This window comes from Leucobacter aridicollis (genome assembly GCF_024399335.1).
GTDB classification, from domain to species: Bacteria; Actinomycetota; Actinomycetes; order Actinomycetales; family Microbacteriaceae; genus Leucobacter; species Leucobacter aridicollis_A.
Genome location: NZ_CP075339.1, coordinates 475,377 through 492,382 on the forward strand (window position 1 = coordinate 475,377; position 17,006 = coordinate 492,382).

General features: G+C 64.2%; 12 protein-coding genes and 1 other RNA gene. 8 read left to right on the forward strand and 5 right to left on the reverse strand.

Going from position 1 to position 17,006, the window contains the following annotated elements:
- Positions 1-65: 65 nt before the first annotated feature.
- Together KI794_RS02070 and KI794_RS02075 are read right to left on the reverse strand one after the other, a co-directional pair.
- Positions 66-1,682, reverse strand: coding sequence for an ABC transporter substrate-binding protein (locus KI794_RS02070; protein WP_255808959.1), 1,617 nt, complete (start codon positions 1,680-1,682; stop codon positions 66-68).
- Between the two features lie 11 nt (positions 1,683-1,693).
- Positions 1,694-2,983, reverse strand: coding sequence for a cyanophycinase (locus KI794_RS02075; protein WP_255808960.1), 1,290 nt, complete (start codon positions 2,981-2,983; stop codon positions 1,694-1,696).
- Between the two features lie 281 nt (positions 2,984-3,264).
- Between KI794_RS02075 and KI794_RS02080 the strand changes: the two genes are divergently transcribed.
- Positions 3,265-4,458: a M20/M25/M40 family metallo-hydrolase gene (locus tag KI794_RS02080; RefSeq protein ID WP_255808961.1), complete on the forward strand. Its 1,194-nt coding sequence runs from the start codon at positions 3,265-3,267 to the stop codon at positions 4,456-4,458.
- A gap of 72 nt (positions 4,459-4,530) precedes the next feature.
- The gene (locus tag KI794_RS02085; RefSeq protein ID WP_255808962.1) at positions 4,531-5,469 is read left to right on the forward strand and encodes a MurR/RpiR family transcriptional regulator; all 939 of its coding nucleotides are present in this window, start codon (positions 4,531-4,533) and stop codon (positions 5,467-5,469) included.
- A gap of 24 nt (positions 5,470-5,493) precedes the next feature.
- On the opposite strand, the gene KI794_RS02090 is transcribed toward KI794_RS02085, so the two are convergent.
- Both KI794_RS02090 and KI794_RS02095 read right to left on the reverse strand, forming a co-directional pair.
- Positions 5,494-5,631, reverse strand: coding sequence for a putative transporter small subunit (locus KI794_RS02090; RefSeq protein WP_162921001.1), 138 nt, complete (start codon positions 5,629-5,631; stop codon positions 5,494-5,496).
- 26 nt (positions 5,632-5,657) lie between these two features.
- Positions 5,658-7,376, reverse strand: a complete 1,719-nt coding sequence (locus KI794_RS02095; RefSeq protein WP_119281620.1) for a sodium:solute symporter family protein — start codon at positions 7,374-7,376, stop codon at positions 5,658-5,660.
- A gap of 537 nt (positions 7,377-7,913) precedes the next feature.
- On the opposite strand from KI794_RS02095, the gene KI794_RS02100 reads away from it, so the two are divergent.
- The 3 genes from KI794_RS02100 to ffs all read left to right on the forward strand — a co-directional run bounded on the left by KI794_RS02100 (position 7,914) and on the right by ffs (position 11,887).
- Complete coding sequence (locus KI794_RS02100; protein ID WP_255808963.1) at positions 7,914-9,650, forward strand: ABC transporter ATP-binding protein; 1,737 nt, start codon at positions 7,914-7,916, stop codon at positions 9,648-9,650.
- Positions 9,650-11,776, forward strand: coding sequence for an ABC transporter ATP-binding protein (locus tag KI794_RS02105; RefSeq protein WP_370647840.1), 2,127 nt, complete (start codon positions 9,650-9,652; stop codon positions 11,774-11,776). Before KI794_RS02100 ends, KI794_RS02105 begins: the two co-directional genes overlap by 1 nt.
- A 14-nt stretch (positions 11,777-11,790) precedes the next feature.
- Positions 11,791-11,887: signal recognition particle sRNA small type (gene ffs / locus KI794_RS02110), an RNA gene on the forward strand.
- 17 nt (positions 11,888-11,904) lie between these two features.
- On the opposite strand, the gene KI794_RS02115 is transcribed toward ffs, so the two are convergent.
- Entirely contained in the window at positions 11,905-12,579 is a 675-nt protein-coding gene (locus KI794_RS02115) for a MarR family winged helix-turn-helix transcriptional regulator (RefSeq protein WP_255808964.1), read from the reverse strand.
- A 136-nt stretch (positions 12,580-12,715) separates the two neighbouring features.
- Here KI794_RS02115 and KI794_RS02120 point away from each other — a divergent pair, with 136 nt between their 5' ends.
- The 3 genes from KI794_RS02120 to KI794_RS02130 all read left to right on the forward strand — a co-directional run bounded on the left by KI794_RS02120 (position 12,716) and on the right by KI794_RS02130 (position 16,998).
- Positions 12,716-13,540: a hypothetical protein gene (locus KI794_RS02120; protein WP_255808965.1), complete on the forward strand. Its 825-nt coding sequence runs from the start codon at positions 12,716-12,718 to the stop codon at positions 13,538-13,540.
- Positions 13,541-13,702: 162 nt separating this feature from the next.
- Positions 13,703-15,808, forward strand: a complete 2,106-nt coding sequence (pta, locus tag KI794_RS02125; protein ID WP_255808966.1) for a phosphate acetyltransferase — start codon at positions 13,703-13,705, stop codon at positions 15,806-15,808.
- Positions 15,805-16,998, forward strand: a complete 1,194-nt coding sequence (locus tag KI794_RS02130; RefSeq protein ID WP_119281614.1) for an acetate/propionate family kinase — start codon at positions 15,805-15,807, stop codon at positions 16,996-16,998. Before pta ends, KI794_RS02130 begins: the two co-directional genes overlap by 4 nt.
- The last annotated feature ends 8 nt before the right edge of the window (positions 16,999-17,006 follow it).

Consider the following 17,006-nt stretch of genomic DNA (forward strand, 5'->3'; position numbering starts at 1 on the left):
CAGGGCCGGCCGCGCGAGGCGACCGGCCCAATCCGGTGGGGCGTGATTGCGCTACGCTGCCCCGGTTAGTTCTTCCACTTGGCGTTCCACCACACAAAGTGGCCGTCGAACCAAGCGAGATCGAGATCCTTGTTCGCAGCGTAGACGTTGTGCGCGTCGCCGATGCGGCTCATCGGGCGGGTATCTTCGATCCACTGCTGCATGTCGCTGAACAGTGCGCTTGCGTCTGCCTGGGTGGGTGCGCTGCGGAAGTCTGCGAGCAGCTTTTGCAGTTCTGGGCCGTCGAAGTAGCCGGCGCGGGTCGGCAGGAAGCCGATTGTTTGCGTCGGGTCGAGCTCGGTGCCGAACGGGAACACTACAAGATCCCACTCGTCGCGGCGCTCGCGGTACTTTTCGCTGAACGCGCCCCACTCGTACGCGTCGAGGGTGGCGGCAACGCCCATGCCCTTGAGCTGCTCGACGACGACGACGGCCGAGTTGTATGCCTCGGAGTAGTCCTTGTTTGCGAGCACGATGACGGGCTGGCCGGTGTAGCCGCCGGCAGCCAGCATTTCCTTCGCCTTGGCAGGGTCAGCCTGGTTGAAGTCGGCCTTGCCAACCTCGGTGTCCCAGATCGACTTCTGGCCGAGCGTCATGTTGTGGTGCACGAGGTCGTAGAGATCCTTCGAACCGACAGCCGCGAGCATGATCGGGTCGCGGTCGAGGCCGGTGTTGATCGCCTGGCGGTTCTCGACCTTCGAGAACGGGCTCGTCTCTGCGTCTGAGTAGACGAGGTTGATCGGGCCAACCATGTAGGTGTCGAGCTGCAGGTTCTCGTCGTCCTTGAACTGGTCGAGGCTGTCAAACGGCAGCTCGGTCGTTGCGTCGTACTGGCCCGACTGCAGGCCGAGTGTGCGGGTTGAAGCGTCGGGCACGAAGTTGAACACGACCTCGCTGAGGGTCGCGTCCTTCGCGCCCGCGCGGCCGCTCGACGGCGCGTCGACAGGCACGTAGTCGTCCCACTTCTCGATCACGATCTTCTGGTCAGCGTCCCACTCGGCGAGCTTGAACGGGCCGGTGCCCACGAGATCCTCAAGCGCCTCGATCGGCTGGTCGCCGACCTTCGCGATGACCTCGCTCGGCAGGATCGCCGGGTACGCTGTCGACACCTGCGAGAGGTAGAGCAGGTGCAGGAAGCTCGGGTTCGTGACGTTGAGCTTGACTGTGCGGTCGTCGACCTTCGTCCACTCCGAGCCGGCAAATGCCTCCTGCGCTGCAACAGACACGCGCGTCCAGCGGTTCATCGAGTCGACGACGTCGTCTGCGTCGAGGTCGCTGCCGTCTTGGAACTTCACGCCCTCGCGGAGGGTGAACGTGTACTCGAGCGCGTCTGCGCTCTGCTCGAACGACTCGGCGAGCATCGGCTGCACCTTGAGATCGGCGTCTGCAGTGACGAGGGTCTCGAAGACGGGGCCGGTGATCTCGCCCATGATCGAGTCAGTCGAGATCTGCGGGTCGAGGCTCTCGGGCTGCGCCGGAGTCACGAGGTTCACCGTGTCCTTCGCCGCGTCGCTGCCGCCCTCGGAGCTGCTCGACGGCGAGCAACCCGAGAGGACAAGTGCGCCAATGGCGATCGCGGCGGTCGCGCTGCCAACGCGTCGAAGCGCGCCGGCGCGCCACGATCTTGGTGCTTGAGTGGTCATTGAATGGCTCCTCAGTGGTTGGTTGGGGTTGGAGTGATCGAGATGATGAGGTCTGAGAACCCGCCAGTGGCGAGCGCGTGTGTGCGCTCGTCGCGGTGCAGGCTCGTGCGGTAGCGGGGCTGCCTGTCTGCCGAGCTCTCCCCGCTCGCGCTGAGGGAGTCTGAGTCGAGCAGGCGCTCGGCGAGCGCGAGGAGCGGGCGAGAGCCGTCGTCTGACCAGATGTCGCGGGCGCGTGAATCCTCGACGTCGGAGCCGAACGCGAGGTCTGCGACTCTGGTGCCCCGGGTGGTGGCGGCAGATGCGAAGTCGTGCGTGTCGCCAGGAACGAGGTAGCTCCACCGCGTGCCGAGGATTGCGGCCTGGGAGCCTGCGGCCGACTCGTCTGCGTCGGGGACCTCGCAGCCATCGAGGTTGAGGATGGAGACTCCGCGGTCGCCAATTACCTCCGCCACCCGAGTATCGCGGTCGTAAACGAGCGCGGTGTGCTCGTCGACACCGACGGCGAGGCTGCGGCCGAGGGAATGGGCGAGCCGGATCGAGCGTGCGTGCCTGCCCCACTCGGAGAAGTGCGAGTCGAGTAGCGCCTCTGGGAAGATCCCAAGCCCGCCGGCGGGGATGTGCGTGAGCGCGTCACGGCCGTCGCGCGCGAGATCGTAGCCCGCGAAGGCGCCAAACTTCCACGCGTTGTGAATGTCTGCCCCGCCGCTCACCATGTCTTCGGCTTGCTGGATCGCTAGGCCGGCACTTGTTCCAGCGACGACGCCACCGCGCCCGAGTACGTCGAGGATCGCCGTGAGCGCGGGTGTTGCTGTGCGCGAGGCGAAGGGCTGTGCTCCCGGCGTCGTTGCGCGAAACAGCGCCAATACGTAGTGGGTCTGGTCCCCGCCGCCGAGAAAGACGCCATCGGTGCTCCGAATGAGTTCGGCGGTGTCGGCGGCGTCGGCCTGCGCCCTGGAGTAGCTGGAGCCAGGGTAGGCGGGGGCCTCGCTGACCCCAATCGGGATGGGGACGCCCACGGCGCCGTGGCGAGCGAAGAGCTCGGCGTAGTAGCGGCCGTCTGCCTCGTCGTTCTCGGCTGTCGGGTCCTGGGCAAGTTTCTGCGACCCTGCGGGCTCCGAGGCCGTCGTGAGGATCGCGATGCGGGGCGCCCCAGTCCTTCGGCGCTCGCCCGCGAGCGCGACGATCTTGCGAATGATCTCAGGGTGTTCGTCGAGTGCGCCGCCGATGAGCACGAGCGTTCCCGCGCGTGCCCCGGTTGCGTCTGCGGCGTGCGTCGCGCTGGGCGCTGCGGGGCGTGGCATAGCTGGTGAGTGTGCGTTCACGTTCCCCTCCCGAGGCCTCGTCAATGAAGTGTCGAAATCATTTCATGGATCAAATCCTGGTGCAAGTCTGAAATGAATATTTCACAATCTCTCGAAATGTGGGTAGGGTTTCGGTACCGGCTCCCGGCTGACGCCAGGTCGCATCTCATCGCTGAGACGACAGGCTTCACGCAGGGTCCCACACGGCAACAACTCCCGCGTTACGGGCCATCAGGCTGAAACCTTGAGTTCACAACTGTGCATCTGGAACAGGAACTGAAATGAACACCTCTGTACGCGACGTTTCGGCGGCGCTCATCACGCAGCTGCACGCGCTGGCACTCGAGGCAGGGCCCGCGTACGAGCGCGACCTGTCTGAGGTTGTCGCACTCGACTCAGGCTCATACGATCCTGCCGGAGTGAACAGGGTCGCCGACTGGGTGAGCGCCCGACTCGCGAGCGACGGATTCGCCGTCGAGCGCGTCGCATCGCCAGACGGGCAGACAGGCGACGCCGTCATCGGCCGTCGACGCGGAACCGGCACCAAACGAATCGCCCTATTCGCCCACATGGACACTGTCTTCGAAGCCGGCGACGCGACCCGCCGCCCATTTCGCGTTGACGAGCGTGGGTATGGCCGCGGCCCCGGCGTCACTGACGACAAGGCCGGAGTCATCGCGAGCCTGCACGCGGCCGCACATCTCCGCGCAGCTGGTGCCGAACGCTTCGGCGAGCTCATCCTCATCTTCACGCCCGACGAAGAAATCGGCTCGCCGTTTGGCGCGTCGGTGCTTCGCGACGCGACCGCAGGGATCGACGTCGCCCTCTGCATGGAGTGCGCTCGAGAGAACGGCGACCTCGTCACCTCGCGCAAGGGCGTCGCAGACCTAGAGATTGCGGTGAAGGGCAAAGCGGCACACTCGGGCATCGAGCCCGAGCGGGGAGCTCACGCGGGCCTTGAGGCAGCGCACCTCACCCTGTTTCTCCAGGGGCTCGCCGACCCAGTGACAGGCGTCACCGTGAACGTCGGAATGCTGCGTGCAGGGGAACGGCTGAACATCGTGCCCGACCGCGCAGTGCTGCACGTCGAGGTACGCGCAATCACGGCGGTTGCGCTCGATTCAACGCTCGACAAGATTCGCGAGCGGCTCGAGGCGCCGGTGACCGGCGGCACAGAGCTCACGCTCGCCGCAATCGACCACTGCCCGCCCATGGAAGAGACAGCCGCCGGTTCGGCACTCGCACAGCGCGCGCTCGCCATCGCGCGAGAGCTCGGGTTTACGCCGGGTCTCGCCCGCACGGGCGGGGTGTCGGACTCGAACAGGATCGCGGCGCGCGGTATCGTCACACTCGACGGGCTCGGGCCAGTTGGCGGCGGCGACCATTCAGAAAACGAGTGGCTCGACCTCGCCTCAGTGCCTGACAGGGTGAGCCTCCTGGCCGCGCTCATCGACGACATCGGTGGATCGGACTAGCAGCGTTGTCTGATCGGGGCCCTGTCGATAGTGTTCGTAGACAGTCATCAACGCCGACGGGAGGTGGGCCGAGTGCCGACTGAACACCACGTGCAACGCGACGGTGCCGAGCCCGACTCGCCGCGGTCAGGCGATGCCCAGCACGAACGGCGCACTGAGGACTCGCCCGCGACTCGAATCCGCGAGCGAATGGGAGAGTGCACTCCCGGGGAGCGCAAGGTCGCCCGAGCGCTCCTTGCCGCCTACCCCGTCGCGGGGTTCGAGACCGTCGCTGGACTCGCAGACATCGCCGGTGTGAGCGGGGCGACAGTCGTGAGGTTCGCGACGAAGCTCGGTTACCTCGGCTTCCCCGACTTTCAACGTGCCCTTCGCGACGAGTTCGAGCATCGCAGCGCCTCCCCGATGTCGCTCTACGAGCGGACGAGTAGGAGCCGCAGGGCCGCGTCCCCCGACGACCTCGCGGCACTCGGTGAGGCCCCCGCTGAAGACGTGCGTGCGACCTTCGCCGGTGTTCCGGCTCACGACTTCGAGACCACAATAGCGACGCTCGCGCAAGACAAGCGGCGGGTGTGGATCACCGGGGGGCGCTACAGCCACTTCCTCGCTGAATACCTCGGGGCAAGTCTGCAGCAGCTCAGGCCGGCAGTGCAGATGGTGCCGAACATGGCGAGTGTGCGCGGTGCCGCGATGGCAGACTTCGGCCCGAAAGACGTGCTCATCGCGTTCGACTTCAGGCGATACGAGGACGCGACGCGCGACCTCGTTCGATTCGCGAAGTCGCGCAAGGCCTTCGTCGTACTCATCACCGACAAATGGGTGTCGCCGTGCGCATCGGATGCTGACACGGTGCTCACGAGCGTCGCGGCCGAGCGCGGCCCATTCGATTCGGTCGTGCCTGTGATGGCGCTCATCGAGGCGCTATTCGAAGGGCTCGTTGCGAAGATCGGCAGCCCAGCCCGCGAGCGGATGGCGCGGATCGAGGAGACGGTGCAGCAGCTCGACCTGCTGTAGCTGCAGCACCGCCCACCCCGCGCCCTAGATGATCTGGCGCCCTTCGCGCTTGGCCTCACGCGAGTCCCTGATGAAGGCCCGCACGATGACGAACAGCGTGCCGGTGACGATGACCGGCCACACGAGTACGTACGCGGTTAAGAGAACAACTTCGAGGTTCATTGGTATTCCTTTCCTACCTTGACCTGCTATTTGGTGCTCGGTCGCGTGGCTGACGACGCAGTCTCTGCCGAGTCTGCCGAATCTGACGACACGGTGGCCCTCGCCGCGATCTCCTCGACAGGATCAAAATCGCCAGTGCGCAGTTTGATGAGGTCGAAGTCGAAGCGCTTGTTTGAGCCGAGCGTGATGAGCGTGCACAGGATCGTCGACACCGAGTAGGCAACGAGGGAGCCCGACAGCACCGGGTAGGTGTGCAGGAAGCCGATCGCGAACGGGGCTGCCGCGACTATCGCGATCCCACCAACCCAGTAGGCGACGCGCTTGCCGAAGAACCCGAACGCCATGAGCCCGAGCACCACGCCGATCCCGATCGTCGCGAGCACGTCGAACGCAATCGCTACCCAGCCCGTCATCGGGAGCCACTCAAACCGCACGGGCAGGAACGCTGCGAGCGCGACAACGACGGACACACTGAAAGCGAGGTTCGTCACCCGGTTCCAATAGAAGCTCGCGATCACGGGGAACACGAGTGCGCCCCAGAGCGCGCCGACAAAAACGAGCAGGTCGAGGATGTTGAGCTGCGAGCCCGCGAAGTACATCCCCGCGGTCATGGCGACAACCATCGTGATGCGCCCAACAAGCACCATCGTGCGCGGGTTGGGTTTGCCCTTCGCAATGTTCTGGCCGTAAATGTCGGCCATCACGATCGACGAGAGCGCAGTGAGGTCGGCGTCTGCCGTCGACGACAGTGAGCCGATGATCATGATGAAGAACAGGGCGAGGAGGGCGGGCGGCAGATAGGTTGCTGCCATCTGCGGGATGAGATTGTTCACGTCGCCGCCGATCGGGTCGATCCCGGCATACAACGCGATGACTCCGAGCATGCCGACACCGATGATCGTCGCGCCGTACCCGAAGGTTGCAGTGACAAAGGTCTTCTTGATGAGATCCTCTCGCACCGCGAAGAGCCGCTGCGCGATCGTCTGATTTCCGATCGCGTAGGCGAGCACGGCAGCAATGTATGGCGCTCCCTGATTGAAGAACGCGTCGGATGAGAAGAAGTTCGACTGCTGGGCAGTGAGATTGTCTGCGCCCGACACAAAGAGGTCAGGCCCGCCGGCCGCGAAAAACACGACGGGGATGATGATGATCACCGCGCCGAGCATGAAGAGGACCTGCATGAAGTCGGTGAGTACTGACGCTCTGAACCCTGACCAGAGCGTGTAGAGCAGCACACCTGCGCCGATCGCAAGGACGCCCTGACCGAAAGTGAACGGAGAGAGCATCGAGATGAGCGCTCCACCCGCGATGAGGTTCGAGGTCAGGCTGATGATTGAGCCGAGCACGTTGGAGCCAGCGAGCATGAGCTGGCTCGAGCGGCCGTGGCGGGCGAACATTACCTCTGCGATCGTGTGAGCCCGGGGTGCCACCTGCCTGATCCTGCGCCCGAACGGATAGATGAGCAGGATCATGAGGGCGCCCCAGAGTCCGTAATGGATGGGGCCAGATAAGCCGTAGGTGTAGCCCGAGGTGGCAGAGGCATACATTGACGCTGCCCAAATCCATGTCGCAGTCATTGACGCCGCGGAAATGCCGAAACCGATTCGGCCGCCACCCGTCATGTAGCCGTCGGCGTTCTCACGCTTCTTGCTGATGCGGAGGGAAATGATGAGACTCGCTCCAAAGAATGCGAGAAAGAGGGCGACAACGATGGGGCCCGAGAGTTGCTGGAGCTGTTCTTGCAATTGTGCTTCCTTTCAGAATGCGGATCGGCCGAGGCCGGGAGACCGAATGCGGAAGAAAGCAGCTAGGTGGGGAAGCGGAATATGTAGAACGGGGAACTGGACGGTGTGCGCGAGGGAGTCGATGCTGCGCCAAAGCGTTGCAAGACGGAGATAGGGCTATTTCCTTTCGAAGTGGTCCCGCGCGCCAGGTGCCACCAAACTTGGGTAGCGCGCTGCGGAGGGGGTGCACCGAAACGGGTCCCGTAACGGTGTGCGACGAATGCCTGGCGGCGCAGCACACTGATCTGTTCGTTCAGACCGGCGCATGCGAACACCCTGACCTATCAAGTAGTACATGAGTTGACGGAGAACTTCTAGCCCTCAGAAATTCCAAGTCAGCACCGAAATCTTGGCCTGGGCTACTGATTCACGAGGAACGGTACCAGGGGCTCTGGCATTTGCGCGCGGTTCCTGCTACGTTTGTCCGGCTGATTCTGCCATCTGCTGTGGGAAATCCATCCCCTGGCTTTCTGCAGTTTTAGCGACGGAAGGAATCCCGTGGCCCTCATTTCTCTCGCACTCAGACATGCCAAAAAGTACTGGGTGTTCATCGTTGCAGTACTCGTGCTGCAGACACTCTCGACAATCGCGACACTCTGGCTGCCAAGCCTGAACGCGCAAATCATCGACCAAGGCATCGCCGTCGGTGACACTGACTTCATCTGGCGAACGGGTGGCATCATGCTGCTCGCCGCCTTCGGCCAGGTGCTCGTCGCAGTGGCTGCCGTCTACTTCGGCGCGCGCACCGCGATGGGCGTTGGTCGCGACCTTCGCCGCGAGGTCTACCGCAAGGTTGATTCGCTCTCGACCCTCGAAGCCACGAAGTTCGGCGCGGGAACGCTCATCACCCGCGGCACGAATGACGTGCAGCAGATCCAGATGCTCGTCCTCATGACGCTGAACTTCATGGTCTCTGCACCCATCATGATGATCGGCGGCATCGTCATGGCGCTCCGCGAGGACGCAGGCCTCGCCTGGCTCGTGTGGGTGTCCGTCGCTGTGCTCGCGGTCATCGTGAGCCTGCTCGTGTGGCGCCTGTTGCCCCTCTTCCGCGTGATGCAGGAGAAGGTCGACAATATCAACGGCGTACTGCGCGAGCAGATCATGGGCATCCGCGTCGTGCGCGCGTTCGTGCGCGAACCGTTCGAAGCGAAGCGCTACGACGTCGCGAACCGCGATATCACCGACGTCTCGGTGAAGGTCGGCAACATCTTTGTGCTCATGTTCCCAATCATCATGATGGTGCTGCACCTCGCAACCGCCGCCGTGCTGTGGTTCGGCGGGTACCGCGTTGAAGCCGGCGACATCCAGGTCGGCTCGCTCACCGCGTTCCTCCAGTACCTCATGCAGATCCTCATGGCAGTGATGATGGGCGTCTTCATGACAATGATGATTCCGCGCGCCGTCGTGTGTGCGGAGCGCATCAAGGAGCTCCTTGACACGAAGTCATCGCAGGCCTTCCCCGACCGCGAGACAGTTCAGACGCCGGCAGCTGGCAGGATCGAATTCGCGAACGTCACATTCGGCTTCCCTGGTGCTGAGGCTCCCGTAATCAACAACGCGAGCTTCGTTGCCGAGCCCGGTAAGACGACTGCGATCATCGGGTCGACCGGGGCAGGCAAGACCGTGCTTTTGAACCTCATGCTCCGTCTCTACGACCCGCAGCAGGGCTCGGTGACGATTGACGGCGCCCCGGTTGACAAGCTCACCCGGGCGCAGCTCGCAGATTCGATCAGCCTCGTGCCGCAGCGCCCGTACCTGTTCGGGGGAACGATCGCCTCGAACCTGCGTTTTGGTCGCACCGAGGCGACTGATGAGGAACTCTGGGAGGCGCTGCGTATCGCACAGGGTGAAGACTTTGTGCGCGAGAAGGAGCTCGGGCTTGAAGAGCCGGTGTCGCAGGGTGGCACCAACGTTTCTGGCGGTCAGCGTCAGCGGCTCTCGATCGCGCGTGCGCTCGTTGCCAAGCCGCTCGTCTACCTCTTCGACGACTCGTTTTCGGCGCTCGACGTTGCAACCGATGCGCGGCTGCGGGCCGCGCTGCCCGATGCGACTGAGGGAGCGACTACGATCATCGTCGCCCAGCGCGTATCGACAATCACCGAAGCAGACCAGATCCTTGTCATGGAAGGCGGTGAAATCGTCGGCCGCGGGACGCACGACGAACTGCTCGCCGATAACGAGGTCTACCAAGAAATCGTCCGCTCGCAGCTTGAGGAAGCGGAGGCCGCGTAATGGCAAAACGAGAGAAGGCCGTGAAGGCCAAGAACACCCCGGTCGAAGAAGTAGAAGAGGACTGGGAGAACTTCGAGCCCGGAAACGGGGGCGACATGTTCGGCGAGGGCGCCCCGCCGCGCAAGGCGAAGGCATTCTGGCCGTCTGCGAAGCGACTCGTCGGGCTGCTTGCGCCTGAGAAAGGCAAGTTCGCCTTCGTTGTCGTGCTCGTGGTCGGCTCGGTCATCCTGTCCGTCATTGCGCCAAAGGTGCTGGGTCGCGCGACTGACGTTATCTTCAACGGCATCCTCGGCAAGCAGCTCCCCGCTGGCGTGCCGCTCGACCAGATCATTGCTCAGCTTCGAGCCGAGGGCAACACCCAGTTCGCAGACATGCTGCAGGGCGCGGACGTCGTACCCGGGCAGGGAATCGACTTCGGCCTCCTCGGCATGCTGATCCTCGTCGTCCTCGGGCTGTACCTCGTGTCGTCGCTCCTTATGTGGTTGCAAGGGTTCATCCTCAACAAGCTTGTGATGCGCGTCGTCTACAAGCTCCGTGCCGACATCGAAGCGAAGATCAACCGTCTCCCGCTGTCGTACTTCGACGGTCGCCAGCGTGGTGACGTGCTCTCGCGAGTCACGAACGACGTCGACAACATCCAGCAGGCGCTCCAGCAGGCGTTCTCGCAGCTCGTGCAGTCGTTCCTCATGATCGTCGGCATTATGGCCATGATGTTCGTTGTGTCGTGGCAGCTCGCACTGATCGCGCTCATCGCCCTGCCCCTGTCCGGCGTGATCGTCGGTATCGTTGGCGTGCGCGCGCAGAAGCTGTTCGCGGCCCAATGGAAGCACACGGGTGAACTCAATGGGCACATTGAGGAGTCGTTCACCGGCCACGAGCTCGTTCGTATCTTCAACCGTGACGCGGAGATGGCTCAGGAGTTCGACCGCCGCAACGACGGCCTGTTCACCGCATCGTTCAAGGCGCAGGCGCTCTCGGGTGCGATCATGCCGTCGATGAACTTCGTGCAGTCGCTCATCTACGTGCTCATCGCCGTCGTCGGTGCGCTTCGGGTGACGAGCGGCACGATGACGCTCGGCGACGTGACCGCCTTCATCCAGTACTCGCGAGAGTTCGCGCAGCCTGTCGGCGAAATCGCCAGCATGGCGAACATGCTGCAGTCTGGTGTCGCCTCGGCCGAACGCACGTTTGAGCTTCTCGATGCCGACGAACAGGAGCCCGAGAACGCCGAACTCGACCTGCCTGACCGAACCGATGGTCACGTCCGTTTCGAAGGGGTCTCGTTCAGCTACGACCCCGAGAAGCCGCTCATCGAGAACCTGTCGCTCGAGGCTCGCCCCGGCCACACGATCGCGATCGTCGGCCCGACGGGCGCTGGCAAGACGACCCTCGTGAACCTCATCATGCGGTTCTACGAGATCGACGGCGGCCGGATTCTGCTCGACGACGCCGACATCACGCGGCTGTCGCGTGAGGAGCTCCGCTCCCACGTCGGTATGGTGCTCCAGGATGCGTGGCTGTTCGACGGCACCATCCGTGAGAACATCCGCTACGGCAGACTCGACGCAACCGATGAGGAGGTCGTCGAGGCGGCCAAGGCGACGATGGTGGATCGCTTCGTGCGCCAGCTTCCTGAGGGCTACGACACCGTAATCTCAGAGAACGCGTCGTCGCTTTCGGCGGGCGAGCGTCAGCTGCTCACCATTGCACGCGCCTTCATTGCGAACCCCTCGCTGCTCATCCTCGACGAGGCAACCTCGTCTGTCGATACGCGTACCGAGGTGCTCGTGCAGCAGGCAATGCGGGCGCTCCGTAGCGACCGCACGTCGTTCGTCATCGCGCACCGGCTCTCGACGATTCGCGACGCAGACACCATCCTCATGATGGAGGCAGGCCGCATCGTCGAGCAGGGGTCGCACGTTGAACTCCTCGAGCAGCGCGGAGCGTACTACGACCTCTACCAGTCGCAGTTCGCGGGCGAGGTCGACGAGGAACACGCCGAAGAGCTGTTGACGGGTGAGCCTGTCGCTGCGACAGGCGCAATCCCAGTGCCCGGTGCTGGTGCTGGGGACTCGTCAGCCGCTGCCGATGCGGTCGCCGAGGATGGCTCGAAGGGTGCTTCGTAATCCGCTAGACTAGTTGGTGCCCCTCACGTGGCGATATCTTTGTGAACTCCCCCAGGCCGGAAACGGAGCAAGGGTAGCGGAGCTCTATCGGGTGCGTGGGGGGCGCTTTCGTTTCTGGCGGCGGGTCGCTAGGGCGTGGGCCAGGCGTCAGCGAGTTTCTGGACCAACCTGAGGAGCTCTACCCGTTCGGCGTCGTCAAGTGCGGCGAGCGCTGTGGTGGCCTCGTCGCGCTGTCGGTTCCGTATGCCATGTACGAGCTGTTCCCCAGCGCCAGTCAGCCGCACCCTCGTGCGCCTGGCGTCCGCCGGATCGGCTTCGCGTTCAGCATGCCCGAGCGCCACTGCCTGTTGAACGAGGCGGGAGGCGCGGGGCTGGTCGACGCCAATGTGCTCAGCGAGTTCGCTGATTGACAGCGGTTCGGGGGAGTGCGCAAGCACGCCGAGCATTCGCATGAGCGCTGCGCCGCCTGCGCGCCCACCCGGCCCACCGCGGCCGCGCCGACCCTCGCTGGGTGGGCCGCCGTGGCCACCCCAGTGCTCCCGATGTGCGGCGCCGCCAGGGTGGAACCCGGTGCGTTCCGCGTCGCCAGGTGGGGCGTGCTCGTTGACACCGCGGGCCTCGTGGCCGCCCCAGCCTGCGAAGTCGCCGTGCCTATCCCCGGGTCCGCCGTGTCGGTGGCCCCCTCGCCTCCCTCGCCGTCCACGCATGCGTGCGAGGGCATCGATGAGTGCATCCGCGTCTGCCGTGGTTGGGAGCCCGGACTGGTTCGGTTGGTTCGGCTGTGAGCCGGGCGGGGAAGTCATGAGAAAAGTTTACATGTCTCTTGACATGGAATGAAATGCATGTCACTATACATATGCATGCAAGGTGACATGGAAAGTTACGGCTCACGAACGAGGCATGCTGAGCGGGTCTGATCCCGCACGAAAGGACTTCACCATGAGTAACACTCAAGACTTCAACCCATCAGACGCACAGAACGCCGACGCGAAGGCTTCGGCAGAGTCGGCTCCCAACCAGGAGGTAGGCCAGGTTCGCTTGATTCGATACTGGCTGCGCGCCGTCGACACGCTCGTCACTCGAGAGGTCGATGCCCGGTTCGCAGAGGCTGGCGCCTCCCGGCGTGATCTTCGAATGCTGAGCCTGATCTCGTCTGGCAGCAAACTGTCTGACAAGCAGCGCGCCCGTCTCGACCGCCGCAGCCCGCGCCTCTGGGCCCTCGCTGACCGCGGGTGGATCACGAGAGACAGGCGAGCCGAGGGTGCTGTGTCGCCCACAGGCTGGATTCTCACCGGAGCCGGCGAGGCGGCGCGAGAGCGCCTGCAGCAGATCGCCAAGGACGTTCAGGATCGGATCGAGAGCTCAGTCTCCGACGAAGACCTCTCGATAACGACCGACTCTCTTGAGGCAATTGCCAACGAACTCGGCTGGACCGAGGAGTTGCGCGCTCGCCGACGGGGAGGCCGAAGGGCGTGGGACCCGCGGCGTGGGCATGGACATGGGTATGGACACGGCCACGGCCACGGCCGCGGGTATGGACACGACCAGGATCACTGTCGCGACCACGGGCGCGGCAAGGGTGGCGAACGCAGCTTCCATATGGAACGCGGCTTCGGCCCAGGCGCTGGTGCGAACTCCGGTCGCGGCCGCGACTGGCATGACGGCCGCGGATACGGCCGCGGGCATGCACACGGGCATGGACGCGTTCGCGGGTTTGAACGCGGCTTCACTGCGGGCGTGATGGCTGCGCGTTCGCGCGACTAGCGTGATCCGCGGGTGGTTGTGCGTGCGCATTGTGCCGCACAACCACCCGCAACCGGGCCGGTTTCCCCGAGCGGGGAGGCCGGCCCTTCGGTGTTTCCAGGAGAATGCTGCAGCTTGTACATCCGAGGCCCGTCGGGAGGGGCCGAGGAATACACTGAGGGTGTGGCAGTAAGTATCTATCTCACGTCCCCCGAAGGTCGCACGGGCAAGAGCGCTGTGGCGCTCGGCGTGCTAGATGCGTTGAAGGCCGACGTCCCGCGTGTGGGTGTATTCCGCCCTGTGATCAGGTCTCGCGACGAGCGTGACCGCGTGCTTGAGATGCTGCGAGGCAGGGCGACAGCTCACGCGTCGTACGACGCCTGCATCGGCGCCACATACGAAGAGCTGTCGCGAAATTCAGAAGAGGCCATGGCGAGTATCGTCAGCGCCTACAGTGCGCTTCGTGAGGAGTGCGACGCCATTGTCGTCGTGGGGTCCGACTACACCGATGTTGCCGCTCCGACCGAGCTCGCCACGAATGCGCGGATCGCCGCGAACCTAGATTCTCCGGTGCTTCTTGTGGTCGGCGGTCGAGACATGGCTGAGCAGGAGGTGCTCGGGCAATCGAGTGCCCGGTCGGCAATTGAGCTTGCGAAGGTCGTCGAGTTGAGCGTCGCTGAACTGCACGAAGAACATGCAAGCGTGCTCGCGACCCTCATCAACCGCGCAGACAGCGACGAGCTTGAGGCGATTGTTGGTGCGGTCTCGGCGGTGGTACCTGACGGCAGCGCGGTGTGGGCAATCCCTGAGGAGCCGATGCTCGTCGCCCCGCCTGTCGCCGAGGTGATGCGCGCCGTTGACGGACAGCTGGTTCGAGGGAGCGAAGAGCTGCTGAGCCGCGAGGTGAGCCAGATCGTGGTGGCAGGCATGTCTATGACAAACGTGCTGCCGCGGCTGTTGGAGGGCGCGGTCGTGATTATCGCCGCGGACCGCGCAGAGACGCTGCTCGCTGTTTCAATCGCACACGAGGCTGAGGGGTTCCCGACGCTTGGCGCCGTGGTGCTCAACGGCGACTTCGAGATGTCAGCAGACGTTGAGCGACTGCTTGACGGTGTGGGTGCGGTACTTCCCGTGATCCGCACCCCGCACGGCACATTTGAGACCGCCCAGCGGGTGGTGCACGCGCGTGGGTTGCTCACTGAGGAGTCGCCAGTCAAGTTCGATACTGCTCTCGCGCTTTTTCACGCCCACGTCGACACCGCCGACCTGCGTGAGCGGCTGCGGCTGCATCGTGGGAGTGTGCGGACGCCGGCGATGTTTGCCTACGATCTGTTCGCACGGGCGGCGCAGGCGAACGCACACATCGTGCTTCCCGAAGGACACGACGATCGAATTCTCCGTGCGACGAGCACCCTGCTCGCCCGCGGGATCGCAAGGCTCACCCTGCTTGGTGAGGAGAGCGCGATCCGCAAGCGCGGAGCAGAGCTTGGCCTGGCCATCGACGGCGCGACAGTCATCGATCCGGCGACATCGCCGCTGCTCGAGGAGTTCGCTGCGGAGTATGCGAAGCTCCGCGCCCACAAGGGAGTCACGCTCGAGGATGCGCGGGATCGCTTGGTCGACGTGAGCTACTTCGGCACGATGCTCGTGCACCTCGGCCTCGCCGACGGAATGGTCTCGGGCGCCGCCAACACGACTGCGCACACGATCCGACCGAGCCTCGAGTTCATCAAGACGAAGCCGGGTGTCTCAGTTGTGTCGAGCGTGTTCTTCATGGCGCTTGCAGACAGGGTGCTCGTCTACGGCGACTGTGCAGTGAACCCGGATCCGAACGCCGCGCAGCTCGCCGACATCGCCGCCTCGTCAGCTGAGACGGCAGCGCAGTTCGGTGTCGACCCGCGAATCGCGATGCTCTCGTATTCGACTGGCGAATCAGGATCTGGCGCTGAGGTCGACAAGGTACGAGAGGCAACCGCGCTCGTGCGGGATGCCCATCCCGAGCTGCTCGTTGAGGGGCCGCTGCAGTACGACGCTGCAATTGACCCCGAGACTGGCGCCTCCAAGCTCCCTGGTTCGCAGGTTGCTGGGCACGCAACCGTATTCATATTCCCAGACCTGAATACGGGAAACAACACGTATAAGGCCGTGCAGCGCTCAGCCGGGGCGGTCGCCGTCGGGCCCGTGCTTCAGGGCCTAAACAAGCCAGTCAACGACCTCTCCCGTGGGGCGACAGTTCAAGACATCTTGAACACGGTTGCCATCACGGCAGTGCAGGCGGGAGAACGATGAACGCCGTACTCGTGGTGAACTCTGGTTCATCGTCAATCAAATACCAGGTGATCGACGAGCGGAGCGGAGCCAGGCTCGCTCAGGGGCTCGTCGAGCGTATCGGCGAGAGCGGTCGCGGCCGGGTGGTCTACAAGGGTACTGCCGGTGACTCGGCGACTGAGCAAGACATTCCCGACCACTCTGCGGCATTCGCGGCGATCGTCGAGGAGTTCAGGGCCGCCGGCACGCCGATTGATGAGCTTGGCATCGTGGCTGTCGGTCACCGTGTCGTGCACGGAGGCAGCGACTTCATTGCGCCGACACTCATCGATGATGCCGTCGCCGAGCGGATTCTTGAGCTCGCGGAGCTCGCGCCGCTGCACAACCCAGGGCACTACGCTGCCATCGTCGCGGCACGCGCAGTGTTCCCCGAGCTTCCACACATCGCCGTCTTCGACACCGCGTTTCACCAGAGCATGCCCGAACGCGCATACACGTATGCGCTCGACAGAGACCTCGCGGCCGACCATGGCATTCGGCGGTACGGGTTCCACGGGATCTCACATCAGGTCGTCTCGCGGCGCGCCGCCAGCCACCTCGGCATGCCACTCGAATCGCTCAAGCAGATCGTGCTGCACCTTGGAAATGGGGCCTCAATCTGTGCCATCGATGGTGGCAGATCCGTGGACACCTCGATGGGGCTGACGCCGCTTGAGGGGCTCGTGATGGGAACCCGATCCGGAAACATTGACGCCGGGGCAATCTTTCACCTGCTGCGCCGTGGCGTGAGCGTCGACGAGGTCGACGAGCAACTCAACAAGCGCGCGGGTTTTCTCGGCATGACCGGGTCGAACGACTTCCGCGACGTCCGCGCTGCGGCGGCGAGCGGTGACGAGGCGGCGAACCTCGCGATCGAGGTGTACGTGCATCGCGCCAGGCACTACCTTGGCGCCTATCTCGCGGTACTTGGCGGCACGGACACAGTCGTGTTCACGGCAGGCCTCGGAGAGAACGGGCCCGATTTGCGCGAGCTCATCTGCGCTGGCTTTGAATGGTGCGGTCTGAAACTCGACCCGTCGCGCAACGCGGCTACAGGCTCGGGCGCCAGGGTCATTAGCGCCGACGACTCGGCGATTACTGTGCTCGTTGTTCCGACTGACGAGGAAGCCGAGATCGCGCAGCAGTCGATTGCCCTGATAGCGTCCAGCTAGAGACGACA